Source organism: Brevundimonas staleyi (assembly GCF_041893865.1).
Lineage (GTDB): Bacteria > Pseudomonadota > Alphaproteobacteria > Caulobacterales > Caulobacteraceae > Brevundimonas > Brevundimonas staleyi.
On the sequence record NZ_CP169082.1, the window covers coordinates 2,315,386 to 2,342,378 of the forward strand.

The window sequence follows — 26,993 nt, forward strand, 5'->3', positions numbered from 1 at the left end:
GCTTGCCCGAGACACAACCTCAGGCTAGGTCGGTAACCATGACGCGTATCGGGGGCGATGCACACGGTCAGGTCGATACCTACCCGCACAGGGCCGACCGACGCATGCCCGGCGTCGGCCAGACGCTCGTCGTCGTCTTCGGGGCGGGCCTCCTGGCCGGGTCGGCGTCGGTCGCGCCCGCGGCCACAGGCGCCGCCCTGATCCTGACGATCCAGCTCCTGTTCACCCTCGCCGCCGCCTGGCGGGCCGTCCTCGTGCTGATGAGCCGCCGCATCGCGCCCGATCCCCCGCCGGCCCCCGTCCTGCCCCGCTACACCGTCATGGCCGCCCTGCTGGACGAGGCGGAGATTCTGCCCCAGCTCGTCGCCCGGCTCGACGCCATCGACTACCCGCGCGACCGGCTGGAAGGCTTTCTTCTGCTGGAGGCGCACGACACGGCCACGCGAACGGCCGCCACCGACTATCCCCTCCCGTCCTGGCTGACGGTGCTCGTCGTTCCGCCCGGCGGCCCGCGCACCAAGCCGTCCGCGCTCAACGCCGGTCTCGCCGCCGCTTCAGGCGCCCTTCTCACCGTCTACGACGCCGAGGACGACCCCGACCCGCTTCAGCTCCGGGAGGCCGCGGCTCGCTTCGCCGCCGACCCGACCGGCCGCCTCGCCACCCTCCAGGCGCCCCTGCGCATCCGTCCGCCGGATCCGTCCGGCAGCCCCTTCCTGGATCGCCAGTTCGCCGTCGAATACGCCGCCCTGTTCGAGGTCACCCTTCCGGCCATGGCCCGCCTCGGCCTGCCCTTCCCGCTCGGCGGCACCAGCAACCATTTCCGGGTCGAGGCCCTGCGCGCCGTCGGCGGCTGGGACGCCCACAACGTGACCGAGGACGCCGACCTGGGCTTTCGTCTCTGGCGCTGCGGCTACCGCCTCGGAACCCTGCGCCGTCCGACCTGGGAGACCCCGCCCGGCGACATGATCGACTGGCTCCCGCAGAGGACCCGCTGGCTCAAGGGCTTCATGCAGACCTGGGGCGTCCATACCCGAACCCTATCCGGTCTGGGCTGGCGGGGCGTCCTCGCCCTGGTCATGACGCTGGGCATGTCGCTGGCCGCCGCCTCGGCCCACGCCCTGTCCCTGGCCTGGGTCGTCGCGACCGTCGGCATCTGCGTCGCGGCGGGGATGACGCCGGACTCCCAGGTCTTCGCCTTCGCCGTGCTCGGCGGCGGCCTGATCGCGGCCTGGATCAACGGCGCCATCGGGGCCTACCGCGCCGGCGTGCCCTATCAGGCGCGAGACATGCTCATGGCCCCCGCCTATTGGTCTCTTCTGACACTGGCCTTCTTCCACGCCCTTTGGCGGCTGGTGGCCCAGCCCTTCACATGGGATAAGACCCGCCATCGCCGCGATCCGGCCATCGAGGTCGCCGCCTTGGCCGAGGTCGACGCTGGACGCGAGGCCGCCTGAGAGACTAAGGCCAGCCGATGCCGCCCGTTCTCTCTTCCACGCCCGAAACCCTCGTCACCCGGGGCTGGTCCGACTACGCCCTCTTGGACAGCGGCGACGGCAGAAAGCTGGAACGCTACGGCCCCTATACCGTCGTCCGGCCCGAGCCCCAGTGCTTCTGGAAGCCGCGCGACCCGGCCGCCTTCGCCGACGCCACCGCCACCTTCGACCCCCAACAGGAAAAAGACGACGAAGACGCCGGCCGCTGGCGCTTCGACAGGCACGGCGCGATCGACGCCTTCCCGCTCGCCTGGCGCGACGTGAAATTCATCGGCCGCTTCACCCCCTTCCGCCACCTTGCCTTCTTCCCGGAACAGGCCGCCAATTGGGACTGGCTCGATGCGCGCATCCGCACGCTCCAGAAGCCCAAGGTCCTGAACCTCTTCGGCTACACCGGCGTCGCATCCCTGGCCGCCGCCGCCGCAGGCGCCGAGGTCACCCACGTCGACGCCTCCAAGAAGTCGGTCGCCTACGCCCGCGAGAACGCCGAACTGTCCGGCATGAGCGACCTGCCGATCCGCTGGATCGTCGAGGACGCCCGCAAATACGTCGCCCGCGAGGTCCGTCGCGGCTCGAAATACCACGGCATCATCCTCGATCCGCCCAAGTACGGCCGGGGCCCAACCGGCGAGGTCTGGCGCCTGTTCGAGGACATGCCGGGCCTGCTCGCCGACTGCGCCGCCCTTCTGGCGGACGACGCCGACTTCCTTCTGCTGAACGCCTACGCCGCCCGCATCTCCGGCCTGTCCCTGGCCCACCAGATGCGCGAGGCGACGGCAGACCGTGGCGGCCGCATCGACTGGGGCGAACTGGCCCTGTCCGAGGATGGTCCGGACGCCCGCGCCATCGGCCTCAGCTTCTTCGCCCGGTGGTCGGCCCGATGAGCGAACGCGTCATCACCTCCCTGACCAACGACACGGTCAAGGCCGTCCGCGCCCTCAATATGCGCAAGGAACGCGAAATCACGGGCGAATTCCTCGCCGAGGGTCTGAAGTTCATCGGCGAAGCGCTGGATCAGGGCCGCGCGCCGAAGATGCTCCTCGTCGGCATGGAGGCCCGCCCCCATCCGCTTCTGGACCGCGCCAAGGCCGAGACCCTGAAGGCCGGCGGCGAGATCGTCGTCGTCACCCACCCGATCCTCGAGAAGATCAGCCGTCGCGAGAACCCTCAGACGGTGCTGGGCGTCTTCGAACAGGCCTATACGCCGCTCCAGGCCATCAAGCCCGAGAGCGCCCCGGCCTGGGTCGCCCTGGAACAGGTCCGCGATCCCGGCAACCTCGGCACCATCATCCGCACGGCGGATGCGGCCGGGTGCGGCGGGGTCATCCTGATCGGCGACTGCGTCGATCCCTTCTCGGTCGAGGCCGTGCGCGCCACCATGGGCTCGGTCTTCGCCGTCGCCATCGCCCGCTGCACCCCCGCCGAGTTCCTGGCCTGGCGCGAGACCTGGCCCGGCAGCGTCGTCGGCACCCGTCTGGACGCCACCGTCGATCATCGCCGCGCCGACTACGCCAGGCCCAGCCTGATCCTGATGGGCAACGAACAGGCCGGCCTGACCGACGCCCTGGCCGCCGCCTGCGACGTCAACGTCAAGATCCCCATGCGCGGCCGGGCCGACAGCCTGAACCTCGCCATCGCCACCGGCGTCATGGTCTATGCGGTGACCGACGACCTCTAGGTCGCGCCCTCGCCTTCCTCGTTCTTCAGCCGCGTCATGGCCCAGAGCGCGAGCGTGGTCAGAAGCGCGGCCCCGGTCAGATACAGGCCGACAGCGCCGAGCCCATAGGTCTTGCCCAGCTTGGTCGCCACATAGGGCGCCAGCGACGCGCCCAGAATGCCCGCCACGTTGAACGCCATCGACGCTCCGGTGTAGCGAACCGCCGCCGGGAAGGGCCGCGCCATGGCCGCGCTCAACGGTCCATAGGTGCAACCCATCAGGGCGAAGCCGATGGCGAAGAAGAACAGCAGCCCCGTCAGCCCGGCCTCGAACAGCGGCCCGATGGCGAAGCCGAACAGGCCGATGCCGATCGAGGCCAGCATCAGAATCCTCAACTGCCCCCACTTGTCGGCGGCCAGGGCCGCGACCGGGATCATCGCGCCGAAGAACAGCACTCCAACCATCTGGATCGGCAGGATGTCCGCCCGCGCCAGCCCCAGCTCCGTCGTCGCCCACGACAGGCCCCAAACGGTCAGCAGATAGAAGATGACGAAGGTCGTCATCCCGCCCACGGCGCCCAGCACCAGCGCCCCCTTGTAGCGGGCGAACAGGGTCAGGGCCGGGGCCTTCACCCGCTCCGCCTTGTCGACCACCTTCTGGAACTCCGGCGTCTCGTGGATCTTCAGCCGCACCCACAGGCCCACGAACACGAGGATCGCACTGGCCAGGAACGGGATCCGCCAGCCCCAGCTCAGGAAGTCGTTTTCCGCCATGAAGCTGGTCAGCAGGATGAAGGAGCCGGTCGACAGCAGGAAACCGATCGGCGCGCCCAGCTGCGGGAACATGCCGAACCAGGCCTTCCGCCCCGGCGGCGCGTTCTCGGTCGCCAGCAGCACCGCCCCGCCCCACTCGCCGCCCAGACCGAACCCCTGTCCGAACCGGCAGAGCGCCAACAACAGGGGTGCCAGCACGCCCGCCTGGGCATGGGTCGGCAACAGGCCGATCGCGATGGTCGACAGCCCCATGGTCATCAGGGCCGCCACCAGCGTCGCCTTCCGCCCGATCCGGTCTCCGAAATGGCCGAACACGACCGCGCCCACGGGCCGGGCGAAGAAGGCGATGGCGAATGTCACGAAGGAGCTCAGCTGCGCCGCCGCCGGGTCATGCCCGGGGAAGAACAGTTGCGGGAACACCAGCACCGCCGCCGTGGCGTAGATGTAGAAGTCGAAGAACTCGATCGTCGTGCCGATCAGACTGGCGAACAGCACGCGTCGGTTCGAGGTCGGCGCAGGCGTCTCAGCGGCTTCGGTCAACGGCGTTCCCCTATCGTTGCGCCATCGATGCGACCGCGACCGGCATCAGGTCAAGCGCCGTCAGGTCCCGCGCGGCTTGGCCCGGCTGGTCGCCTCCGCCTCGGCCGGGTTCTCGGGCCAGGGATGCCTCGGATACCGACCTCGCATCTCGGAGCGCACATCCTTCCACGACCCGCGCCAGAAGCCCGGCAGGTCCTTGGTCAGCTGGATCGGCCGCCGCGCCGGCGACAACAGGGCGAGGGTCAGCGGAACCCGCCCGCCCCCGACCGTCGGATGGACCGTCAGGCCAAACAGCTCCTGCACCCGGATATCCACGCGCGGCCCGCCCTCGGCGCCGTAGTCGATCCCCGCCGAGCCCAGCGGCGTCGTCAGCCGCGCCGGCGCCAACTCGTCCATCGCGCGGCGCCGATCCCACGGAACCAGCGCCTCCAGCCCCTGCGCCAGCGCCTCGTCCCTGATCTGCGCCAGCCCCTGCACGCCCTCGAGCAGCGGCCACAACCACTCTTCCCGCCGCTCGGTCAGCGCCGCGTCGGATGCGTCGGGCCAGTCCGCATCCAGACCATGCAGGAACGCCAGTCGCGCCCGCACCGCGTTCGCCCGCTCGCCCCATTTCAGCGCGCCCAGCCCGTCCGCCTCGACCTCGTCCTGCAAGGCCTTGGTGATCGTCGCCCGATCCGGCGCGCCTGTGATCTTCTCGTCGAAGACGATGGCGCCGACCCGCCGGATGCGTCGCACCACCATCCGGCCGGACGGCTCGCGCACCAGCCGGTCCTCGGTCGTCAGCCGCCGCTCCAGCCCGGCCGGGTCCAGCGGCGCGGCCAGCCGGATGCGATCCTTCGCGTCCCCGCCGCCCAGATCCGCCACCGCCAGCCAGGTCTCCCGCGCCAGTCCGTCCGTCGGATCGAGAAACGCCCCGCGACCGGACGCCAGCAGCACTTCGCCCGGCTTCCCCCGCGCCTTGGCCACCCGCTCCGGAAACGCCTCGGCCAGCAGGTCGCCGACTTCAATCCCGGTTCCGCCCGATCCGCCGCCCGCCGCCTTCGCCCAGCGCTCCACCAGCTTCCGGGCATCCTGCGCCCGCTGCGACCGATCGCGCTCGAACCCCTTCAACCGGTCCCTCAGATCGACGTCGTTCCCGCCCAGCCCCGGCTCGCTCAGCACCGCCGCGATCCTCGCCCCCAGCATCGCCTCGCCCGCGTCCGACGCCACGGCGACCAGATGCGCCAGCCGGGGCGCCAGCGGGATCCGCGTCAGCCGCCGCCCATGCGCCGTCAGCCCGCCTGCCTCGTCCAGCGCCCCCAGCCGCGTCAGCACCGCCCGAGCCTCGGCCAGGGCCCCGGCCGGCGGCGCGTCCAGCAGCGCCAACCCCTCGGTCGTCTTCGCCCCCCACCGCGCCAGATCCAGCGCCAGCCCGGTCAGGTCCGTCTCCAGCATCTCCGGCCGCTGATGCGGGACCAGACCCCGCGTCGTCTCCTCGTCCCACAGCCGGTAACAGACGCCGGGCTCCGTCCGCCCGGCCCGCCCGCGCCTCTGTTCCGCCGAGGACTTCGAGACCTTCACCGTCGCCAGCCGTGTCAGGCCGCTGGACGGCTCGAACCGGGGCACGCGCGACAGACCGGAATCGATCACCACCCGCACCCCCTCGATGGTCAGACTGGTCTCCGCCACCGAGGTCGCCAGCACCACCTTCCGCCGCCCGGCCGGCGCCGGCTCGATGGCCCGATCCTGCGTCGCCTTGTCGAGCGCGCCATACAGGGCGACCACATCCACGGCCGGGTCGCGCAGCCGCTCGCCCAGCCTCTGGGCCGTCCGGTGAATCTCTCCCTGCCCCGGCAGAAAGACGAGCACAGACCCGGCCTGCTCGCCCAGCGCCGTCATCACCGCCCGCGCCGTCGCATCCTCGATCCGCTCCACCGGGTTGCGGCCCAGATACAGGGTCTCCACCGGAAACGCCCGCCCCTCGGCCTCCACGACCGGCGCGCCGTCGAGCAGCCGCGACACCCCCGCGATATCCAGCGTCGCCGACATGACCACGATCTTCAGGTCGTCCCTCAGCACCGACTGGCTGTCCCGCGCGAAGGCCAACCCCAGGTCGGCGTCCAGACTGCGCTCATGGAACTCGTCGAACAGGACCGCGCCCACGCCCTCCAGCCCCGGATCGTCCAGGATCATCCGCGTGAAGACACCCTCGGTGATCACCTCGATCCGCGTCTTCGGCCCGATCTTGCTCTGCAGCCGGGTGCGATAGCCGACGGTCTCGCCCGCCGCCTCGCCCAGCGTTCGCGCCATCCGCTCCGCCGCCGCCCGTGCGGCCAGACGACGCGGCTCCAGGACCAGAATCCGCCGATCTTCCAGCCAGTTCGCGCCCAGAAGCGCCAGCGGCACGACCGTCGTCTTGCCCGCCCCCGGCGGCGCGGCCAGCACGACCGCCGGATGCCCGGAAACCGCGGCTTTCAGGTCTTCGAGGACCGCATGGATGGGCAGGGACATTACGGGTTCACCTAGCGCAATCCGCGCCGCTTCGAACGCCAAAATCAGCCGGAAATCCGCGAACCCTGCTCGCCCAACGCCGCTAGAACGCGCCCTCCCGGCCACGCCGCCGGTCACGAAAGCGTCGTCCGGCGGTCATGGCGCTGATACCGCGTTGCGCGGAGGCCTTTCCGTGGTTAGCGTCCGCCCCAAACCGGCAGGGGTCCGGGAAAACATCTCGAGGGGAAGTTCATGTGGCGCGTTAAGTCGCTAGATGCGATTCTGGCTACGGCTCAGAAGAAATCGCTTCATCGGTCGCTGGGGCCTGTCCAGCTTACTCTGCTGGGCATCGGCGCGATCATCGGTACGGGGATCTTCGTCCTCACCGCCGCCGCTTCGCAAAAAGCCGGCCCGGGCATGGCGGTCAGCTTCGTCATCGCCGGCATGGTCTGCGCGGTCGCCGCGCTCTGCTACTCCGAACTGGCGGCCATGGCCCCGGTTTCGGGCTCCGCCTACACCTACACCTACGCCGTCATGGGCGAACTCCTGGCCTGGTGCGTGGGCTGGGCGCTGATTCTCGAATACGCCGTGGCGGCCTCGGCCGTGTCGGTCGGCTGGTCCGGATACGTGCTGGGCCTGATCGAGAACGGGTTAGGGTTCGATTGGCCAGATCTACTACAGGCCGGCCCGACCTGGTCGATGAACGGCTTCATCCCGACGCCGGACTTCTCCACCGGCATCATCAACATCCCGGCCATCATCGTGGCCCTGGGCGTGACCTTCCTCCTGATGATCGGCACCACGGAATCGGCTCGCGTGAACGCCATCCTGGTGGCCGTGAAGGTCGCCGCCCTGACCATCTTCATCGTCCTGACGCTGCCGGTGATCAACACCGAGCACTTCTCGCCCTTCGCGCCGAACGGCCTGTTCGGCTCCATGTCGGGCATGGGCATCGTCGGCGCCGCGGCGTCGATCTTCTTCGCCTACGTCGGCTTCGACGCCGTCTCGACCGCCGCCGAAGAAACCAAGAACCCGCAACGCAACGTGCCCATCGGCCTGATCGGCTCGCTGGCCATCTGCACCATCTTCTATCTGCTGGTCGCCCTCGGCGCGATCGGCGCGATCGGCGCCCAGCCGGTTACCGGCCCGGCCGGTGAAGCGCTGCAGCCCGGCTCGCCCGGCTTCGTCGCCGCCTGCGCCATCGCCTCCAACGCCAACCAACTGGTCTGCTCGAACGAGGCCCTGGCCCACGTCCTGCGCGAGATCAACTACCCGGCCGTCGGCAACGCCCTCGGCATCGCCGCCATGCTGGCCCTGCCTTCGGTCATCCTGATGATGATCTACGGCCAGACCCGCATCTTCTTCGTGATGGCGCGCGACGGCCTGCTGCCGGAAGGCCTGACCAAGATTCACCCCAAGTGGAAGACGCCCTACATCGTGACCCTGGCCACGGGTATCGCCGTCGCGGTCGCCGGCGCCCTGTTCCCGGTCGGTCAGCTGGCCGACATCTCGAACTCGGGCACCCTGTTCGCCTTCTTCATGGTGTCGATCGCGGTGCTGATCCTGCGCCGCACCGAGCCGAACCGTCACCGTCCGTTCAAGACGCCGCTGGTGTGGATCATCGCCCCGCTCTCGGCCGCCGGCTGCGCCTTCCTGTTCTGGAACCTGCCGCACGACGCCAAGATGGTTCTGCCCATCTGGGGCGGCATCGGCCTGGTGGTCTACTTCCTGTACGGCTACCGCAAGAGCCACGTCGGTCGTGGTCTGGTCGAGGTCCACGAAACGGACTCCGACATCCCGCCGCCCCCGGCGACGACCTGATCCGATCAGGACCGAAAGACGAAGGCCCGGGAGCGATCCTGGGCCTTTTTCTTTGGGTGTTTCCCACCCGTGCACCCCAGCGAAGGCTGGGGTCCAGATCAGGGATTCAGGCGGCTTGGACGACGCACCCGTTCCACTGATCTGATCGACAGAGCCTTCCATCTGGACCCCAGCCTTCGCTGGGGTGCACGGATGTCGGAGAGTTGGGAAATACCGCGCTCAAGCAGCGCGGCTCCGCGAGCCGAGCGGTAGCGCCCCAAAAATGCGCTGAAGCAGCGAGCCGCCGCGCGGCGAGCGTTAGCGCTCTTCAAGAATGTTGGTGCGGATGAGAGGACTCGAACCTCCACATCTCTCGATGCCAGAACCTAAATCTGGTGCGTCTACCAGTTTCGCCACATCCGCGTGGCGGCGTGTCTAGGACCTGTCGCGGCCCACGACAACCGCCCGCGTGCGGACGATGTCAGTTCAGTCTGGGCTAACAGGGTCCGGGTCCCTTAGCAGGGCGGCCTCCCCGAACGATCCGAGACCGTATCCATGACCCCAGGCGCCATCGCCGTCCTGTCGCTCAGCATGTCCACTGACGCCTTCGCGGCGGCGGTCGGGCGCGGCGCCTCCCACCGTCCCTCCTGGCAGTCCGCGGTCAAGGCCGGCGCCGTGTTCGGCGTCATCGAGGCCATCACCCCCCTGATCGGCTGGGGCCTGGGCATGATCGCCGCCGGTCTGGTGGAACAGATCGACCACTGGATCGCCTTCGGCCTTCTGGCCGTCGTCGGCGGCAAGATGATCTGGGAGGCTTCCAAGAAGGCAGATGGCGACGACCACGCCGCCCCCGCCCGGTCCGGTCCCTGGGCCCTGATCGCCACGGCCGTCGGCACCAGCATCGACGCCGCCGCCGTCGGCGTGGGCCTGGCCTTCCTGGGGGCCAACATCTGGGTCATCGCCATTTCGATCGGCGCGACGACCTTCGCCCTGACCACGATCGGCATGCTGATCGGCCGCAGCATCGGCGCCCGCTTCGGCAAGGTCGCCGAACTGGTGGGCGGCATCGCCCTGATCGGCCTGGGCACGATGATCCTGTTCGAACACCTCGGCATCCTGGCCGGCTGAGGCGTTTCGCAACGCGGCATTAACCCTGATCGTCGAGGGTCGCCTGAGTATCCTCAGCCGCCCTCGAGTCGATGAACGCCAACGATCGCCCGATCCTCATCAAGAAGGTCAAGAAGGTGTCCGGCGGCGGACACCACGGCGGCGCGTGGAAGGTCGCCTACGCCGACTTCGTGACCGCCATGATGGCCTTCTTCCTTCTGATGTGGCTCATCAACACGACCGATCCGGAACAGAAGCGCGGCATCGCCGAGTATTTCGCCCCCGCCAGCGTCAGCCAGACCACCTCCGGCTCGGGCGGCATCCTGGGCGGCACCTCCCTGGGCGACGACGGCTCCAAGTCCTCGGGCTCCATGTCGGTCATGGAGCAGATGGCCCCGGAAGCGCCCCCGAACGCCCCGGCCGAGGCCGGTCAGAGCGCCAACCTGGCCGCCGCCTCCGAAGAGCAACTGCGCCAGGAGATCGCCGCCCGCGAGGCCGCCGAGTTCCAGTCCGCCGCCGAATCGCTGCGCCAGGCCATGCAGCGCATGCCCGAACTGGCCGAACTGTCGAAACAGCTCATCATCGACCAGACGCCCGAGGGCCTCCGCATCCAGCTGGTCGATCAGGAAGGCCGCTCGATGTTCGACCAGAACTCGGCCCGCCCCAACGCCCGCGCCCAGGTCCTGCTGCGCGCCATCGCCCAGGTCATCAACCGCCTGCCGAACCGCATCTCCATCTCGGGCCACACCTCGGCCGTCGCCGGTTCGGGCCGCGCCTCGACGCCGGGCGACTGGCCCCTGTCCGCCGGTCGCGCCGATGCGTCGCGCGCCATCCTTCAGGGCGCCGGGGTCGATCCGGACCGCGTCTATTCCGTCGCCGGCAAGGCGGGCTCCGATCCTCTGTATCCGGACGATCCGTCCCTGGCCGGCAACCGCCGCATCGCCATCGTCCTGCTGCGCGAGGCGCCGGTCCTGCCCACGGACACCAGCCTGTGAGCCCCGCTCCGTTCGGCCACGGCGCGAACGGTCTTGCGACGCAGCACGGAATGTCGCCAAATCGTCTGATGGAAGCGGCATCGCCATACGGCGGACGAAATCGGATGCGGACGTAGGGACGTGACGCAGCACGTACCGACACGCCAGCTTCGCTTCTTCATGACGGCGGTGGCGCCCTGCCCCTATCTGCCGGGCATGACCGAGCGAAAGGTCTTCGCCAACCTGCCTTTCAGTGACGGCGCCCACGTCAACGACGAGCTGACCCACGCCGGGTTCCGCCGCAGCCAGAACATCGCTTACCGCCCGGCCTGCGAGACCTGCGACGCCTGCGTCTCCGTCCGCATCCTCGCCCACGAGTTCCGGTTCTCGCGCGGCCAGAGGAAGGCCCTGGCCCGCAACGACGACCTGTCGCGCGACCTGGTCGAGGCCGAGGCCACGCAGGAGCAGTTCGCCCTCCTGAAACGCTATCTCGCCCATCGCCATCCCGGCGGCGGCATGACCGACATGACCTGGGGCGACTACATGGCCATGGTCGAGGACACGGCTGTCCGCACCCATCTGATCGAGTACCGCCTGCCCTCGACCGACGAAGGCCCCGGCGATCTGGTCGCGGTGACCCTGGCCGATCTGCTCTCCGACGGCCTGTCGATGGTCTACAGCTTCTACGACCCTGATCTGGTCAAGCGGTCGCTCGGCGTCTTCGCCATCCTGGACCACGTGCGTCAGGCCCAGGCCGTGCGCCTGCCCTATGTCTATCTCGGCTACTGGGTCCAGGGTTCGCCCAAGATGGACTACAAGGCCCGCTTCCGTCCGATGGAGGTCCTGAAGCCCCTCGGCTGGACCCGCGTCGATTAACTCCACCCTCTCCCAGAGGCAGAGGGCTTGAGCACCTGAGAGGCGCAGCCGATCAGACTTGTGCGAAAGGGTGAGGGGTTATGGTGCGTCCGGGTGAGAGCGTAACCCCTCACCCTTTCGGCTAAGAACGCATCGCTATCGCTCTGCGAGCCTCAAGCCCTCTCCCTCTGGGAGAGGGATCAGGAAATCGGCACGGCCGTCCCGCTGGCATAGGCCGGCGCCTCGATCCCGTCCCACGGCCCCGGATCCCGCCCGCCGCCGAACTTGATCAGGGCCGCGATCCGCTTGTCGATGGACGGATGGGTCGCGAACAGAGCATCCGTGAACCCGGCCCGCTCATTGTCCAGGAACATGCCCTGCACATCGTCCGGCGCCTCCAGCTTCGACCGCCCCGACACCTTCCGCAGCGCCGAGATCATCGAATCGGGGTTCTTGGTCAGCTCCACCGCCCCCGCGTCCGCCACATACTCCCGCGTCCGCGACAGCATCAGTCGGATCACGATGGCGAAGACATAGCCGAGGGCCGCGATCCCGAAACCGATCAGGATCAAGGGGCCGGAGTTCTTGTTGCTCTTGCCGCCTCGCGCATACATCAGCCCCCGGAACACCAGCTGGCAGACCACGCTGATGATCCCGGCGAAGATCGAGGCGATCACCATGGTCCGCACGTCCCTGTTGATGACGTGGGTCAGCTCGTGCGCCAGCACGGCCTCCATCTCGTCCCGGTCCAGCGCCGCCATCAGCCCGCGCGTCACCGACACGCTGTAGTGCCCCTCGCGAATGCCCGAGGCGAAGGCGTTCAGACTGTCCGATTCGATGATCCGCAGCGTCGGCGTCCTGAGGCCCCGCGAGATCGCCAGGTTCTCCAGCAGATTATAGAGCTCCGGCTCCTCGGCCCGTGTCACCGGCCGCGCCCCCGTCATGACGTCGATCAGGGCCTGATTGGCGAACCAGGCGATGGCGAACCAGATCAGGGCCGCCACGACCGCCAGCGGGATCGTGCCCGCCAGCATCCCGACCGCCAGCCCGATGTCGTCGCCCAGCGTCCCGCCCGAGTTGGGCAGAAAGCCGAACCCCATCAAAACTAACTCAAGCCCGAACAGGACCACGGTCAGCATGACCGGAAACCCGATCAGCAGCAGGGTCGAGCGGGTGTTGTTCGCCCAGATGTGGGTCTGGAGACCGACAGCGCCCATGAAGGCTTAGAACTTCACCGACGGCGGGGCGGCGGTCATGGCCGCACGGTCGGCCGCGTCCACCTGGAAGAAGGGCTTCTCGGAGCCGAAGCCGAACATGCCGGCGAACAGCACGGTCGGGAACTGGGCCCGCACCGCGTTGAACTCGGCCACGGCGTTGTTGAAGAAGCGGCGCGCGGCGGCCAGCTTGTTCTCCAGGTCCGACAATTCCCGTTGAAGTTCGAGGAAGTTGGTGTTGGCTTTCAGGTCCGGATAGGCCTCGGCCACGGCGAACAGACGCCCCAGGGCGGCGGTCAGCATGTTGTCGGCCTCGACCTTCTGATCGACCGTGGTCGCCCCGGCGGCGGCGGCGCGCGCCTGGGTCACGGCGGCCAGAGTGCCCTGCTCGTGGGCGGCGTATCCCTTCACCGTCTCGACCAGATTCGGGATCAGGTCGTTCCGCTGCTTCAGCTGCACGTCGATGTCGGCGAACGACTGATCCGCCTTCTGATCCAGAGCGACCAGCTTGTTGTACGAACCCATGACCACGAAGATCAGGATGAGGGCGATGACGCCGACGACGATGAGCGTGATGAGCATGATGTCTCCCCTGCGGTGACCCCGATTATCGCGCGCCCGTTCGCGCCCGGATAGTGAAATCGGTGTGACCTTCGCCCGGCGGCGCCCTCAGTCCGGTTCGCCGGGCAGGCCGTCCGTCACCAGCATGCCGCCCGTATAGCGCACGTCGTCCGTCACCTCGCGATAGGCGAAGTCCGGCATGGGCCAGGCCTCCATCGCCTCCACGGTCTCGAACTCCGCCTCCGCCATGATCAGACCGCTCAGCGCGCCTTCGAACACATCGACGAACACGTTGGCGCCGTCGATCTTGCCCAGAGAGTGCCGCGTCTTCCTCAGCACCCTGCCCGGCAACGACGACAGCAGCCTGAACTCCTCGGGCGACAGATAGATGGAGGTCAGCAACCGCACCGCCGGGCTGACGTCCGCCTTCCGTCCCAGCCTCAGCATCTCGGGCCCGCCGTCCGTCGGCGTCGCCCGGCGCAGCCGCAACTGGGGGCCCGTGACGTAGAGGTCCTCGTACACCTCGCTTCGCACCACGTGGTCCAACGGCACGGCCCGGCACAGCCAGCGGCGCTCGCGCTCGACCCAGGCGTATTTCGACTTGGGCCACCCCAGGGCGGCGGCCGTGGCCGGATCGATCTCGGGCACGCGGGTCTCCTTGCTCACGACCGAATCTGGCGTCCCCACAGCCTAACTGTCCACTCCGAAGAACAGGAACACCGGGGCATTTGTTCTTGCTTTGTTCCGATTCGCGTCATAGCCTCTCTTCATGTCTCCCGCTCCCCAGCCGAAGAAAGGACGCGGCGCCCGCACCAACGCCTCCGGTCGTTTCGAACCCGTCGCTCACGAGGATTTCGATGACGGCTGGACCGCGGACGACGAGACGCCGCCCCCGCTCCGGACCACGCTGACGCCCGAGCACGCCCGCAAGATCATCACCACCAACACCAGTCCCGACATCGGTTTCGACCGCTCGATCAACCCCTACAAAGGCTGCGAACATGGCTGCATCTACTGCTACGCCCGTCCATCCCATGCCTACATGGGCCTATCCCCGGGCCTGGATTTCGAGAGCCGGCTCTTCTTCAAGCCCGAGGGGCCACGTCTCCTGGAACAGGAACTCGCGGCCCGGAAATACGTCTGCAAACGTATCCACATAGGCGGCAACACCGACCCCTATCAGCCGGTCGAGAAGACCCAGCGGATCACGCGCGGCCTCTTGGAGGTCCTGCAACGGTTCAACCAGCCCTTCTCCATCATCACCAAGTCGAATCTGATCACCCGCGATGTGGACATCCTGGGCCCGATGGGCCGCGACCGTCTGGCCAGCGCCTTCGTCTCGATCACGACGCTGGACCGCGATCTCGCCCGCACCATGGAGCCCCGCGCCGCGACGCCCGCCCGTCGTCTCGATGCGGTGAAGAAGCTGGCCGATGCGGGCGTCCCCGTCGGCATCGGCTTCGCCCCGGTCATCCCCGGCCTCAACGACCATGAGCTGGAGGCCGTGCTGGAAGCCGGAGCCAAGGCCGGCGCCACCACGGCCATGTATGTGACCCTGCGCCTGCCACTGGAGATCAAGGACCTGTTCAGGGAATGGCTGGCCGACGCCCGCCCCGACCGCGCCGCCCGAGTCATGTCCCTGGTCCGCCAGACCCGCGGCGGCAAGGACTACGACCCCGACTGGTCCCAGCGCATGAAGGGCACAGGCCCCGTCGCCGACCTCATCTCCGCGCGGTTCAAGGCGGCGGCGAAACGCTACGGCCTGGAGGCGCCCAGGCACGAACTGGACGTCACCAAGTTCAAGGTCCCCGCCGACGCCCGAGCGCAGCTGGAGTTGTTCGGATGACGCCGCCCCCTCCTGTGGTCATCCTCCGGCAAGCCGCGTCTTCGCGGCGCAGACCGGGGGCCCCAGCGGCGCCGAAGGCGATCTGTTCAGGCATGATGTGGGAAGCGTCGTACGTCGCGGCAGGTTCGCGCTCTCGCGCGCCGCTGCGTCCCCCGGTCTGCGCTGCGCTCCGCCGGAGGATGACGAAAGAATATTTTCTTACCCCAGCCTTGCAGGCCGAGAAGATCGGCCCCACCTCAGGCGCAGGTCTTTGACATCGACAGACGCACCCGGTCCGCATTCAGGTCGAACCGCCGGGCATTTCCGATAATCTGGCACTCCCCAAAGAAGCGGCGGCGAAGATAATCGCCCCAAGCTTCTATTTTAGCTACGCTTTCTGACTCTGGCACGTTGGCACGTGGCACTCCATCTTCGCAAACAGTGCCAGCCATCCTGCACTGTCTTGCACTCCGTTTTCGCGAAACAGTGCAAGTGGACGCGACTCGCCCGCACCGGCACCCTCACCCGATGCGCGATTCCCTCCAGCCCCGTCCCTGACCCATGCCCGGCTTCTACGAGTTCTTCGCCGGCGGCGGCATGGTCCGCGCCGGTCTCGGCGCCGGCTGGGACTGCCTGTTCGCCAACGACTTCGATGCCCGCAAGGGCCTGACCTACCAGGCCAACTGGGGCACGGGCGGCGAGCTGACAGTCGGCGACATCCGCGCCCTCTCCGCCGACGCCCTTCCCGGCCATCCCGACCTCGTCTGGGGCAGCTTCCCCTGCCAGGACCTGTCCCTCGCCGGCCACGGCAAGGGCCTCGCCGGTGAACGCTCCGGAACCTTCTACGCCTTCTGGGACCTCGTCCGCGGCCTCGCCGATCAGGGCCGCGCCCCGCGCCTCGTCGCCGTGGAGAACGTCTGCGGCGCCCTGACCTCGCAAGGCGGCCGCGACTTCGAGGCCATGGCCCGCACCTTCGCCGAGGCCGGCTACCGCTTCGGAGCCCTGGTCATCAACGCCGACCTCTTCACGCCCCAGTCCCGGCCCCGCCTCTTCGTCGTAGGCATCCACGGCGACTCAGCCCTCCCCGAAGGCCTGACCTCGCCCGAGCCCCTCGCCCCCTTCCACACCCCGGCCGTGATCCGCGCCGTCGACCGCCTGCCCGACGACCTCCGCGACCAGGCCCTGTGGTGGAACCTCCCGACCCCGCCCCACCGGACCCAGGTCTTCGCCGACCTGATCGAGGAGGCCCCCGACAGCGTCGCCTGGCATACCCCGGCCGAGACCGACCGCCTTCTCGCCCTCATGAGCCCGGTCAACCGCGCCAAGGTCCAGGCCGCCCAGCGGGCCGGCCGCCGCATGGTCGGCGGCGTCTACCGCCGCACCCGCACCGACGCCGCAGGCAAGAAGGCCCAGCGCGCCGAGGTCCGGTTCGACGACGTCGCCGGCTGCCTGCGCACCCCGTCTGGAGGCTCCAGCCGCCAGACCATTCTCGTCATCGACGGCCGCCGCATCCGCTCACGCCTGATCTCGGCCCGCGAGACCGCCCGGCTGATGGGCCTGCCGGACAGCTATGTCCTGCCCCGCAGCTATTCAGACGCCTACCACCTGACCGGCGACGGCGTGGTCGCCCCCGTCGCCCGCCACCTGGCCCAGCACCTGTTCGAGCCGCTCGTGGGCTCAGCGATCGCCGCCCAAGCCGCAGCCTAGCGCCGGAACACGCCCACCAGTTCGACGTGGGTCGACCACAGGAACTGGTCCACCGGCGTGACCGTCTCCAGCCGGAACCCGGCGTCGATCAGCACCCGCGCATCGCGCGCGAAGGTCTGGGGATTGCAAGACACCCCCACCACGACAGAGGCCTTGGTGTCCTTGATCTGGACCGTCTGGTCGATGGCCCCGGCGCGCGGCGGGTCGAACACGATGGCCTCACAGCCCTTGAGGTCGTAGGGCGTCAGCGGCCGCCGGAACAGGTCGCGCGCCTCCGCCGTGATCTGTTTCATGCCCCGCGCCGAGCCGATCCCCGCCTTCAGCGCCGCGATCCCGGCCGCAGAGGCGTCCGCCGCCAGCACCGCCCCCACCGTTGCCAGTGGGAAGGTGAAGGTCCCGGTCCCGCAGAACAGGTCCGCGATCTTCTTCGCCCCCTTCACCGCCTTGACCGCCCGATCCACCATTGCCTGTTCGGCTTCCGGCACCGCCTGCAGGAAGCCCCCCGCGGGCAGGGGCACGGTCGCCGGCCCGAACTGGACCCGAGGCTGACGCGCCATCATCAGGGTCTCGCCGGCCATCGACAGCCGCGCCACATCGGCCTCGCGCGCCGCCCGGATCGCCTGCATCTGCCGATCCGCCGACAGGCCGCCGGACTTCCGCTCCACCCCCGTCACATCGACGTCCAGCCCGTCCAGCGTCCAGGTCACATGCAGGCTGGGCGCCGACTTCGGATGCTCCAGGAACGCCGCCGCCACCTTGTTCAGCGCCGGGAACATCGCCACCAGCCGGGGATCCGCCACCGGACAGCTCGACACCTCGACCAGCCGCCAGGACTTCCGCGCCTTGAACCCCAGCACGACCCGGCCGTCCTCCAGCCGCCGCGCATGCAGGGCCAGCCGCCGCCGCGTCCCCGCCGGCACCGCCACCGTCGCCTCGACCTCGGTCTCGATCCGCTCGCCGGCCAGCGCGCGCACGACCTGATCCCGTTTCCAGTCCAGATAGGGCCCAGAGGCCCAGTGCTGCAGCGAACACCCGCCGCAGTCGCCGTACTGCGGCGACACCGGCGCGATGCGGTCCGGGCTGGCCGTCAGGATCTCGGGCGTCTCCATGCGGCCATCGACGACCTCGCCCCGCACCGTCTCTCCGGGCAGGGTCAGGGGCGCGAACACCGCCCCGCCGACCACGAAGGCCATGCCATCCCCTTGTCCGGCCACCCGGTCGATCGTCAGCGTCGTGCTCATCGGGCCTTCTAACCGCCCGACGCCCGATCCGAAACCTGAACGAAGATGAACGACCCGCTCAAAACGCGTTCAGGTTCGAAGGCCCATAGATCGCCTCAGCAAGACGCCGGACCTCCCCGGCGCCGAACAGGGGTTCTCTCAAATGACCGCCTTCGCCAAATCCGCCCTCGCCGCCGCCGCGCTGGCCGCCGCCGCCGCGACCCTGGTTCCCGCCTCCGCCTCGGCCCAGTCCTACGGCTACGGCTACGGCTACGGCTACAACCAGGGCTACAACCAGTCCTACGACAACCGCTACAACCGCTGCGAAACCCTGGGTCAGGGCCGCACCGGAGCGGGCGCCCTGATCGGAGGCGGCATCGGCGCCGTCGCCGGGTCGCAGATCGCCGCCCGCGGTCGCCGCACCGAGGGCTCGGTCATCGGCGGCGTCCTGGGAGCCATCGTGGGTTCGCAGGTCGGTCGCGCCTCGAACGACCAGTGCCGTTCGAACAACACCTATTCGAACACGACCTATACCCAGGCCCAGACCTACTACAGCCCGAACGATCGCTATGACGACCGGGCCTACAACTCGGGCAGCTACTACGACGATCGCGGCTACCGCGACGACCGCCGCGACTATCGTGACGACCGCCGTGACTACCGCCGCGACGACCGTCGCTATGAGAACGGCTACGAAGTCAGCCCCGACGGCCGCTACGTCTACGATCCCCGCCGCGGCTGGGTGCCGCGCTGAGATCAAGCCAATCGCGGCCCTGATTATCTTTCAGCCCCCCCTGTCGATCAGGGTCGTGACGGAACCGCCGGTGGAGTGATCCGCCGGCGGTTTTCCTCCTTTGGGTCGCTATCGCTCGTGACGCGGTCACCGGCGACTTGAGCGACGAGGGTTGGGGGTCGCTACCGGTTGGCCCAGAGCAGGTGCTCGACATTGCCGTCGCCGCCGACGATGGGGCTCTCGGCTGTCGCCTGAACGGTCCAGCCCACACTCTCCAGCCAGTCGGACACCCGCTGGACTGCGGCCGTCCGCGCCTCGGCATCCTTGACCACGCCGCCGCGCCCGACCTCGGCCCGGCTCTCCATCTCGAACTGGGGTTTGACCAGGGCGATCAGGTCCGCGCCCGCCTCCGCCAGATCCAGCGCCGCCGGCAGAACCTTGGCCAGGCCGATGAAGCTGGCGTCGCAGACGATCAGGCCGGGCGCCTCCGGGATGAGCTCGGCATCCAGCGACCGGGCGTCGGTCTTCTCCAGGTTCACCACGCGGGGGTCGCCCGAGACCTTCGGATGCAGTTGCCCCTGCCCCACATCGACGGCGAAGATCTTCACCGCCCCGCGCGACAGGCAGACCTCGGTGAAGCCTCCGGTCGAGGCGCCGACGTCCAGCACCACCCGCCCCTCGACCGCGACCGGCCACAGGCTCAGGGCGTGGTCCAGCTTCAGCGCCGCGCGCCCGACCCAACCGTGGGTTTCAACGACCTCCAGCACCACGTCCTCGCCGACGTTCTGCGACGCCGCGCGTGCAGGCGCGCCGTCCACGGTGACGCCGCCCGCCTCGATGGCCGCCTTGGCCCGCGAGCGGCTTTCGACCAGGCCGCGCTGGACCATCAGATGGTCCAGCCGCATCCGGCGATCAGCCAAGATCGGCCAGCCGCGCCAGAGCCGCCTCCAGACGCGCCTTGCCCGCCTCGGCCTCGGCCAGCTTGGCCCGCTGTTCGTCGATCACGGCCGGGGCCGCGCGTTCGACGAAGTTCGGGTTGCCCAGCTTCTTCATCACATGGCCGATGTCGCTGTCGAAGGCGGCGATCTCCTTGGTCAGGCGCGCGCGCTCAGCGGTCAGGTCGATGATCCCGGCCAGCGACAGGGCCGCCGCCGAACCGCCCGAGACAAAGGTCACCGCCCCGGCCGGGGCCGCATCCGCCGACGCGACCTCGGACACCCGGGCCAGGGTCAGGATCAGGTCGCGGTGGCGCGTCGCCCGGTCCGAGGTCGCCGCATCCGGCGCGACGAAGGTCAGGGGCGGCTTGGCCCCCGGCGGCACGTTCATCTCGGCGCGCAGACCGCGCACCTCCCCCACCAGATCGACCAGCCAGCCGATCTCGGCCTCGGCGTCAGCATCGATGAAGCTGTCCGGCAGCACCGGCCAGGCCGCGCCGATCAGGGTCGCCTCATTGCGCGCCGCGCCCTCCTTGCCGAGCTCGGCCCACAGTTCCTCGGTAATGAAGGGCATGACCGGGTGCAGCAGCTTCAGCGTCTGGTCCAGGGTCCAGGCCGTCATCGCCCGCGTCTCGGCCTTGGCGGCCTCGTCGGCGCCGTTGAAGACCGGCTTGGCCAGCTCCAGATACCAGTCGCAGAAGACGTTCCACACGAATTTGTAGAGCGCCGAGGCCGCGTCGTCGAAACGTCCGCCCTCCACCGCTTCGGACACCCCCCGCTCGGCCTTGGTCAGTTCGCCGCGAACCCAGCGGTTGATCGTCTGTTCGACCGTTGCCGGATCGAAGCCCTCGACGCGCACCGCCTCGTTCATCTCCGAGAACCGCGCCGCGTTCCACAGCTTGGTGCCGAAGTTCCGGTAACCCTCGATACGCTGCTTCGACAGCTTGATATCGCGCGTCCCCGACAGGATGGCCATGGTGAAGCGCAAGGGGTCGGCGCCCAGTTCGTCGATGATGACCAGGGGGTCGATCACGTTCCCCTTGGACTTCGACATCTTCTGGCCCTTCTCGTCGCGGACCAGGCCGTTGATGATGACCCGCTTGAACGGGACCTCGTCCATGAAGTGCAGGCCCATCATCATCATCCGGGCGACCCAGAAGAAGATGATGTCCGCCGCCGTGACGAGGTCCGAGGTCGGATAGAACCGCTCCAGATCCTCGGTCTTCTCCGGCCAGCCCATGGTCGAGAACGGCCACAAGGCCGAGGAGAACCAGGTGTCGAGGACGTCCTCGTCCTGGGTCAGGGCCTTGCCGCCCGATTGCGCGATAGCCTCGGCCTCGGTCTCGGCGACGTAGATGTTGCCGTCGGTGTCGTACCAGGCCGGGATGCGGTGGCCCCACCAGAGCTGGCGCGAGATGCACCAGGGCTCGATGTTGCGCAGCCACTCGAAATAGATCTTCTCGTACGACTTCGGTTCGAACACCGTGTCGCCGCCCTCGACGGCCTTCAACGCCGGCTGGGCCAGGGTGTGGGCGTCGACGTACCATTGGTCTGTCAGCCAGGGTTCGATGACCACGCCGGAACGGTCGCCGTGTGGCACGACATGGCGGGTCTTCTCGATCTCGCGCAGCCAGCCGGCCTCTTCCGCCAGGGCCACGATGGCCTTGCGGGCGGCGAACCGATCCATGCCGTCATATTCGGCCGGGATGTCGGGCGTATCGGCCGTGGTGATCCGGGCGAAGGCGTCCAGCACGTTCAGGGCCTCCAGCCCCGCCCGCTTGCCGACGCCGAAGTCGTTGAAGTCGTGGGCCGGGGTGATCTTCACCGCGCCCGAACCCTTGGTCGGATCGGCATAGTCGTCGGCGACGATCGGGATGCGACGACCGGTGATCGGCAGGGTCACGAACTTGCCGACCAGCGACTTGTAGCGTTCGTCATCCGGATGCACCGCCACGCCGGTGTCGCCCAGCATGGTCTCCGGCCGGGTCGTGGCCACGACGATGAAGTCGCGCGTCTCGAACTCGGTCGCCTTGCCCTCGTCGTCGAAGGCGACCGGGTATTCGAAGGTCACGCCATCGGCCAGCGGATAGGCGAAATGCCAATAGGCGCCCTCGACCTCGCGCTGCTCGACCTCCAGGTCCGAGATGGCCGTCTGGAACTGCGGGTCCCAGTTCACCAGACGCTTGTCGCGATAGATCAGCCCGTCCTTGTGCAGTTGGACGAAGACCTTTCGAACGGCGGCGTTCAGCCCCTCGTCCAGGGTGAAACGTTCGCGCGACCAGTCGCAGGACGCGCCCAGGCGACGCAGTTGCTGGACGATGGTCCCGCCGGATTCGGCCTTCCATTCCCAGACCTTCTCGATGAAGGCCTCGCGCCCCATGTCGCGACGACCCACATTGCCAGCGGCCGCCAACTGGCGCTCGACCACCATCTGGGTGGCGATGCCCGCGTGGTCCGTGCCCGGCAGCCACAGCACCGACTTGCCGCGCATCCGGTGATAGCGGGCCAGGATGTCCTGCAGCGTGTTGTTCAGCGCATGGCCGATGTGCAGCGAGCCCGTCACGTTCGGCGGCGGAATGACGATCGAATAGGCGCCCTCGGCCCCGTCCGTCTTCGGTGCGAAGGCGCCTGACGCCTCCCACTGGGCGTAGATCCGGTCTTCGGACGCCTTGGGATCGAAAGTCTTCTCAAGCATGCGGGTATCTCAAAAGCAGAAGGGGCGGCCCATCCGGAGCCGCCCCTGTTGGTCTTAGTCGCCGGTGGCGAGCGGGGCTAGCCCGCGTTGCGGGCGATACGTTCGACTTCCTTCTTTACCGCCGCCTCGACGATGCCGGGCAGGTTGGCGTCGAGCCAGTCCTTCAGCATCGGACGCAGAAGCGAACGGGCCAGGTCGTCGATGGTCGGGCCGGTGCCGCCCGTGGGCACGGGCTCGGACGGCTTGGCGAAGCTGGCGGCCAGGCCCGCGAAGGCCGAGGCGGACGCCGCAGCGGCGGTGTCGCCGACCAGCGAGTCCTCGGCGACGGGCGCGGGCGCCGGCGTATAGGCAGGCGCGGGTTCCGGCTCGACGAAGGCGGTCGGGAAGGGTTCGGGTTCAGGATCGGCCGGGGCGGTGACGTCCAGGTCGCCGATGGTCTGGGCGGCCGGCGCTTCGTAGCGGTCGGTCAGGTCGAGGATTTCCTCTTCCTCGTTAACCGGTTCCGGCTCCTGCATCGAGGGCGTCGGATCGACGAAGGCCGCTGCAGGCTCCGGCGTCGGTTCCGGCTCGGGAGCAGCCGCCGGGGCCGCTTCGGCGGCCGGGGCGTCGTCTTCGGAGATGATCCGGCGAATGGACGCCAGGATCTCTTCCATCGTCGGTTCTTGGGCGGTGGTGTCGGTCATGATCGGGCCTTCGAAGAACCTGCGCCGGCCGCCTGAGGCCGACGCTTGACGTGCAAAGTGGATCGGGGCCGACAGATCGCCCGGCCCCACATCATTTCGTCGCATCAACGCCCTTGGGAATCAACGGGCGTTTTTCGCGTGGCTGGTTAATCCGGCAGGCTTTTCGGCCCGACCTTACTGGCTCGACGGAGCGGTGCGAACGATCTCGCCGTCCAGCTGGGTATCGATGGGTGCGTTCTCGGTCTCGTTGGCCGGGGTGATCGGCGGGGCGACGATCCGGTCCAGGGTCTCGATCAGCCCGTCCCACGGCATGGCGCCGCGATTGCGGACGCGCTGGGCGTTGGCCGCCGCGTCGTAGACCTCGATGCCCGGCGCCAAATCCTCGCCGCTCAGCCGTCCCATGGAGGACAGCAGCGAAGCCTGGGCGACGTAGAGATTGCGCTTGGCCACGGTCAGGTTGATCTCGGCGTTCCGCAGTTCCAGCTCGCCGTTCAGCACGTCCAGCGTGGTGCGCAGGCCCACCTGCTGCTCCTGACGCACGCCCTCCGCGGCGACGCGGGCGGCGCTGACGCCGGCCACGCCCGCATCCAGCTGGGACCGGTTGGAGACCACCTGGGCGAAGGCGCTCGACACGCCCTGCAGCACCGAACGCTTCTGGCGGTCGATCTCGATCTTGGCGGCGTTGGCCCGTTCCAGGGCCTGGGCGACGCGCGAGGCGTTCAGACCGCCGGTGAACAGCGGCACCGACAGGCTGATGCCCGCCTGGAAGGTGTTGGTGCGATCCGACAGGTCGAAGCCCGAGATCGGGGTGGCCGAGCCGTAGGAGCTGCCGAGGCCGACCGACGGCATATAGGCCGAGCGGGCCTGGGCGTGCAGGGCCTCGGCCTGGCGCAGCTGGTACTCGGCGGCCAGCAGGTTGGGGTTCTCGGCCAGGCCGATGTCCAGGGCGGCGTCGAAGTCGGTCGGGACGCCCGGCAGGGCCGGCGGCTCTTCCAGATTGGTCGGGGCCTGGCCGACGACGGCGGCGTAGGTCGCGCGCGAGACCGACAGCTGGGCCTGGGCGCCGGCCAGATCGGCCTCCGATTGGGCCAGACGGGCCTCGGATTGGGACACGTCGGTGCGGGTGATCTCGCCGACCTCGAAGCGGGCGTTCGATTCGTCCAGCTGACGACGCAGGACCGCCAGGTTGGCCTGACGGATGCGCAGGATCTCCACGTCGCGCTGGACGTCGACATAGGCCTGGATGACCGAGGCCAGGACCTGCTGCTCGATGCTGCGCAGCGATTCGCGGCCGCTCAGGACCGAGGCCTCGGCGGCGTCGATGCCGCGCGCCAGACGTCCGCCCGTATACAGGGTCTGATCCAAGCTGATGGTGGCGCCGATCGAGTCGCCCTCATTGACGCCGTTCGAGCCGGCGGTGTCGGGAATGCCGTCGCCGTTCAGGTCGATGCCGGGCGTCGAGGGGCCGTCCGTGCGCTGATAGCGGGCCGTGCTGCTGATCGACAGGCTGGGGCGCAGACCGGCGCGGGCCTGGGGCACCGCCTCGTCCAGAGCGCGCTGCTGGGCGCGCTGGCCCTGCAGGGTCGGGTTGGTGCGATAGGCCAGGGCGATGGCCTCCTGCAGGGTCTCGGCCCAGGCCGGCGCGGCCAGACCCGCCGTGACGGCGACCAGGGCGACGGAAGCGAGCGCGCGCGAGCGTTTGAACATGACTGTATCCAGCTGGGCGTCGCGAACGGCGCCGGTATCCCAATGCAGGCCTAGTGCGTGAGCGGCCACGGCTACGCCAGTTAAGTTTTTTTCACGCGATCGCCAGTGGACTCCGTCGCGATCACGGCAATCAGAGGGCGAATACGGGCGCCGGCGTCATTTCGGCCAGCACCGGCGGGGCCGCGTCGAACAGTTCGCGGCGCGACACGCCCTCGCGACCCTTCACATAGAGGACGGCGCGACCGTTCGGTCCCGTCCGTTCGACCACCGCCAGCCGTCCGCCGACGCGCAGCGCCGCCAGCCAGGCCGTCGGGCGAGCCGCGACCGCGCCTTCCGAAACGATGATGTCCCAGTCGCCGCCCGTGGGCTGGCTCAACGGCGCCGTGACCGTCGCCACCCCGGCGTCGGCCAGGGCCGATCCGACGACTTCGAACACGCCGGCCTCGGCTTCCTGGGCGGTGACCGAGGCCTTCATCGCGGCCAGCACGGCGGCGGCATAGGGACCGGCCACGGCCAGGGCCGTCTCGCCCTCGCGCACGTCCAGCGCCTGAATCAGTTTGGCGACCTCGCGAACCTGCATGAGGCGGCGATCGGCGGCGATCTCGACCTCGACCTCGCCATAGGCGGCGAAGGCCTGGCCCGGAGCGCAAAACCGCTCGCGCGGCACGGCCATCAGGGCGGCCTGAAGCGTGCGGTCGGTGACGTCGTTCACCCGGACCTGGGAGTCCACCATGACCTTGCGAGCGGCGACGTAGTCCATGTGACGCGGAATCCCTGAAGCGAGCGGCCGAGGCGGCCTGAAATATCGCGCGCTTATAGGTCCGTGCATCGCATGCGACAATCCGCGTTGCAGCGGCGAAGACGATCTGATAGCTGACGCCCCTCGCGATCTGGGGGCCCTTCCGAGAGCCCTATGGCCTGATGGCGGAGTGGTGACGCAGAGGACTGCAAATCCTTGCACCCGGGTTCGATTCCCGGTCAGGCCTCCATCGCGATCTCATTGAGATCGCGGATGATTCTTCAGATCGGCGCCGTCAGCCAGCCGATAGCCCCCGCGCCGCCCATCGCGGCCGCCACCACGGCGATCGCCACCGCGATCCGCACGTTCCGGCTCATGAAACCCAGAATACCAGCCATGTCGTCCTCCCCAGACGACCCATAGCGTCACGGAATTTCACGTTCATCAAGGTGGACGAAGCGTTAACGCGCTGAAATCGCGGGGGTGTCAGCGATTCGACACGGTCGTCAGCTGATAGAGGGCCAGGGCGCTGGTCACCGCGACGTTCAGGGAGTCGAACCCGCCCGCCATGGGGATGCCGACCGTCCTCAGACGCGCCATGACCTCAGGCGGCAGACCCGGCCCCTCGGAGCCTACCAGAACGGCCTTCCGCCCTCCCCCGCTGATGGCGGCCAGCGGCTCCGTCGCGCCCGGCGACAGGGCGATCACCTCGAACCGCGCGGCCTGCAGCGCGACGATCAGCTCTTCCAGCGACGCCGCCCTGGCCGTGGGCGTCCGCAGCACCGCCCCCACCGAGACCCGGATGGCCTTTCGATAGAAGGGATCGCAGCACCGCTCGTCCCTCAACACCGCCGCCGCCCCGAAGGCCGCCGCATTGCGGAACAGGCCGCCCATGTTGTTGTGATTGCCGATTCCCGCCGCCGCCAGGACCACGCACTCCTCCGGCAGTTCGCCCAGCACCTCTTCCACGCTCCGCTCGACCGGCTTCTCCCCGAGCGCCAGCAGCCCCCGGTGCAACGGAAAGCCCGCGATCGCATCCATCACGGCCTGCGAGGCCGCATAGACGGGCGTGTCCCCCGCCGCCGCGATCAAATCCGCCTGAGCCCCGACTCGATTCTCCGCGATCAGCAGCGACCGCGCCCGACAGAGCGACTCGGAGGCCAGTAATGTGCGGATCACCACCTCTCCCTCGGCGATGAACAGCCCCTCGCGCCCGGTCAGGTCACGCTCCCGGATGTCCTGAAACGCCGCCACGCGGGGGTCGGAGGGATTATCTATGAACTGAACGCTGTTGGCTGACATTTTC

The 26,993-nt window shown here is 68.8% G+C and carries 23 protein-coding genes and 2 tRNA genes; 11 read left to right on the forward strand and 14 right to left on the reverse strand.

Annotated features, from left to right (window positions below; genetic code table 11):
* The first annotated feature begins 38 nt into the window (after nt 1-38).
* The 3 genes from ACETK8_RS11750 to ACETK8_RS11760 are packed head-to-tail and all read left to right on the forward strand — an operon-like array spanning nt 39 to nt 3,171.
* Nucleotides 39-1,454 (forward strand): glycosyltransferase family 2 protein, encoded by a 1,416-nt coding sequence (locus ACETK8_RS11750; protein ID WP_374036115.1) that lies wholly within the window; start codon nt 39-41, stop codon nt 1,452-1,454.
* A 17-nt stretch (nt 1,455-1,471) separates the two neighbouring features.
* Nucleotides 1,472-2,377: a class I SAM-dependent methyltransferase gene (locus tag ACETK8_RS11755; RefSeq protein ID WP_374036116.1), complete on the forward strand. Its 906-nt coding sequence runs from the start codon at nt 1,472-1,474 to the stop codon at nt 2,375-2,377.
* On the forward strand, nt 2,374-3,171 hold the full coding sequence (locus ACETK8_RS11760) for a TrmH family RNA methyltransferase (protein ID WP_374036117.1): 798 nt from the start codon (nt 2,374-2,376) through the stop codon (nt 3,169-3,171). The genes ACETK8_RS11755 and ACETK8_RS11760 overlap by 4 nt, the downstream gene beginning before the upstream one ends.
* On the opposite strand, the gene ACETK8_RS11765 is transcribed toward ACETK8_RS11760, so the two are convergent.
* Both ACETK8_RS11765 and hrpB read right to left on the reverse strand, forming a co-directional pair.
* On the reverse strand, nt 3,168-4,463 hold the full coding sequence (locus ACETK8_RS11765; protein ID WP_374036118.1) for an MFS transporter: 1,296 nt from the start codon (nt 4,461-4,463) through the stop codon (nt 3,168-3,170). The genes ACETK8_RS11760 and ACETK8_RS11765 overlap by 4 nt on opposite strands.
* 60 nt (nt 4,464-4,523) lie before the next feature.
* A complete protein-coding gene (gene hrpB / locus ACETK8_RS11770) occupies nt 4,524-6,953 on the reverse strand; it encodes an ATP-dependent helicase HrpB (protein WP_374036119.1) in 2,430 nt (809 codons plus the stop codon).
* Nucleotides 6,954-7,184: 231 nt separating this feature from the next.
* Between hrpB and ACETK8_RS11775 the strand changes: the two genes are divergently transcribed.
* Nucleotides 7,185-8,753 carry an amino acid permease gene (locus ACETK8_RS11775; RefSeq protein ID WP_374036120.1) on the forward strand — a complete coding sequence of 523 codons (1,569 nt, stop codon included), beginning with the start codon at nt 7,185-7,187 and terminating at the stop codon, nt 8,751-8,753.
* Nucleotides 8,754-9,070: 317 nt separating this feature from the next.
* Here the strand turns inward: ACETK8_RS11775 and ACETK8_RS11780 are convergent.
* Nucleotides 9,071-9,155: transfer RNA gene (locus tag ACETK8_RS11780), tRNA-Leu, on the reverse strand.
* Between the two features lie 132 nt (nt 9,156-9,287).
* Here ACETK8_RS11780 and ACETK8_RS11785 point away from each other — a divergent pair.
* From ACETK8_RS11785 to ACETK8_RS11795, 3 genes are all read left to right on the forward strand, one after another.
* On the forward strand, nt 9,288-9,860 hold the full coding sequence (locus ACETK8_RS11785; protein ID WP_374036121.1) for a manganese efflux pump MntP family protein: 573 nt from the start codon (nt 9,288-9,290) through the stop codon (nt 9,858-9,860).
* 71 nt (nt 9,861-9,931) lie between these two features.
* Nucleotides 9,932-10,834 carry a flagellar motor protein MotB gene (locus ACETK8_RS11790; RefSeq protein WP_374036122.1) on the forward strand — a complete coding sequence of 301 codons (903 nt, stop codon included), beginning with the start codon at nt 9,932-9,934 and terminating at the stop codon, nt 10,832-10,834.
* 120 nt (nt 10,835-10,954) lie between these two features.
* On the forward strand, nt 10,955-11,689 hold the full coding sequence (locus ACETK8_RS11795) for an arginyltransferase (RefSeq protein WP_374036123.1): 735 nt from the start codon (nt 10,955-10,957) through the stop codon (nt 11,687-11,689).
* Nucleotides 11,690-11,868: 179 nt separating this feature from the next.
* On the opposite strand, the gene ACETK8_RS11800 is transcribed toward ACETK8_RS11795, so the two are convergent.
* From ACETK8_RS11800 to ACETK8_RS11810, 3 genes are all read right to left on the reverse strand, one after another.
* Entirely contained in the window at nt 11,869-12,885 is a 1,017-nt protein-coding gene (locus tag ACETK8_RS11800; protein ID WP_374036124.1) for a M48 family metallopeptidase, read from the reverse strand.
* A 6-nt stretch (nt 12,886-12,891) separates the two neighbouring features.
* On the reverse strand, nt 12,892-13,464 hold the full coding sequence (locus ACETK8_RS11805; RefSeq protein ID WP_374036125.1) for a LemA family protein: 573 nt from the start codon (nt 13,462-13,464) through the stop codon (nt 12,892-12,894).
* Nucleotides 13,465-13,551: 87 nt separating this feature from the next.
* Nucleotides 13,552-14,109, reverse strand: a complete 558-nt coding sequence (locus ACETK8_RS11810; RefSeq protein WP_374036126.1) for a hypothetical protein — start codon at nt 14,107-14,109, stop codon at nt 13,552-13,554.
* Between the two features lie 103 nt (nt 14,110-14,212).
* Here ACETK8_RS11810 and ACETK8_RS11815 point away from each other — a divergent pair, with 103 nt between their 5' ends.
* Both ACETK8_RS11815 and ACETK8_RS11820 read left to right on the forward strand, forming a co-directional pair.
* The gene (locus ACETK8_RS11815; RefSeq protein WP_374036127.1) at nt 14,213-15,289 is read left to right on the forward strand and encodes a PA0069 family radical SAM protein; all 1,077 of its coding nucleotides are present in this window, start codon (nt 14,213-14,215) and stop codon (nt 15,287-15,289) included.
* Nucleotides 15,290-15,829: 540 nt separating this feature from the next.
* Nucleotides 15,830-16,975, forward strand: coding sequence for a DNA cytosine methyltransferase (locus tag ACETK8_RS11820; protein WP_374036128.1), 1,146 nt, complete (start codon nt 15,830-15,832; stop codon nt 16,973-16,975).
* On the opposite strand, the gene ACETK8_RS11825 is transcribed toward ACETK8_RS11820, so the two are convergent.
* The gene (locus ACETK8_RS11825; RefSeq protein WP_374036129.1) at nt 16,972-18,216 is read right to left on the reverse strand and encodes a class I SAM-dependent RNA methyltransferase; all 1,245 of its coding nucleotides are present in this window, start codon (nt 18,214-18,216) and stop codon (nt 16,972-16,974) included. The two genes, ACETK8_RS11820 and ACETK8_RS11825, sit on opposite strands and share 4 nt — an antisense overlap.
* A gap of 58 nt (nt 18,217-18,274) precedes the next feature.
* Entirely contained in the window at nt 18,275-18,712 is a 438-nt protein-coding gene (locus tag ACETK8_RS11830; RefSeq protein WP_374039396.1) for a DUF6480 family protein, read from the reverse strand.
* On the opposite strand from ACETK8_RS11830, the gene ACETK8_RS11835 reads away from it, so the two are divergent.
* Nucleotides 18,596-18,949 carry a hypothetical protein gene (locus ACETK8_RS11835; protein ID WP_374039397.1) on the forward strand — a complete coding sequence of 118 codons (354 nt, stop codon included), beginning with the start codon at nt 18,596-18,598 and terminating at the stop codon, nt 18,947-18,949. The two genes, ACETK8_RS11830 and ACETK8_RS11835, sit on opposite strands and share 117 nt — an antisense overlap.
* Nucleotides 18,950-19,110: 161 nt before the next feature.
* Here the strand turns inward: ACETK8_RS11835 and ACETK8_RS11840 are convergent, their stop codons facing one another.
* The 5 genes from ACETK8_RS11840 to ACETK8_RS11860 all read right to left on the reverse strand — a co-directional run bounded on the left by ACETK8_RS11840 (nt 19,111) and on the right by ACETK8_RS11860 (nt 25,708).
* Entirely contained in the window at nt 19,111-19,833 is a 723-nt protein-coding gene (locus ACETK8_RS11840; RefSeq protein WP_374039398.1) for a TlyA family RNA methyltransferase, read from the reverse strand.
* 7 nt (nt 19,834-19,840) lie between these two features.
* Nucleotides 19,841-22,558 carry a valine--tRNA ligase gene (locus ACETK8_RS11845; protein ID WP_374036130.1) on the reverse strand — a complete coding sequence of 906 codons (2,718 nt, stop codon included), beginning with the start codon at nt 22,556-22,558 and terminating at the stop codon, nt 19,841-19,843.
* Nucleotides 22,559-22,635: 77 nt separating this feature from the next.
* Nucleotides 22,636-23,241 carry a DUF2497 domain-containing protein gene (locus ACETK8_RS11850; RefSeq protein WP_374036131.1) on the reverse strand — a complete coding sequence of 202 codons (606 nt, stop codon included), beginning with the start codon at nt 23,239-23,241 and terminating at the stop codon, nt 22,636-22,638.
* Nucleotides 23,242-23,415: 174 nt separating this feature from the next.
* The gene (locus ACETK8_RS11855) at nt 23,416-24,948 is read right to left on the reverse strand and encodes a TolC family outer membrane protein (protein ID WP_374036132.1); all 1,533 of its coding nucleotides are present in this window, start codon (nt 24,946-24,948) and stop codon (nt 23,416-23,418) included.
* A gap of 130 nt (nt 24,949-25,078) precedes the next feature.
* Entirely contained in the window at nt 25,079-25,708 is a 630-nt protein-coding gene (locus tag ACETK8_RS11860) for a protein-L-isoaspartate O-methyltransferase family protein (protein WP_374036133.1), read from the reverse strand.
* 155 nt (nt 25,709-25,863) lie between these two features.
* Here ACETK8_RS11860 and ACETK8_RS11865 point away from each other — a divergent pair.
* Nucleotides 25,864-25,937: transfer RNA gene (locus ACETK8_RS11865), tRNA-Cys, on the forward strand.
* A gap of 236 nt (nt 25,938-26,173) precedes the next feature.
* Here ACETK8_RS11865 and ACETK8_RS11870 read toward each other — a convergent pair.
* The gene (locus tag ACETK8_RS11870) at nt 26,174-26,989 is read right to left on the reverse strand and encodes a TrmH family RNA methyltransferase (protein WP_374036134.1); all 816 of its coding nucleotides are present in this window, start codon (nt 26,987-26,989) and stop codon (nt 26,174-26,176) included.
* Nucleotides 26,990-26,993: the final 4 nt, after the last annotated feature.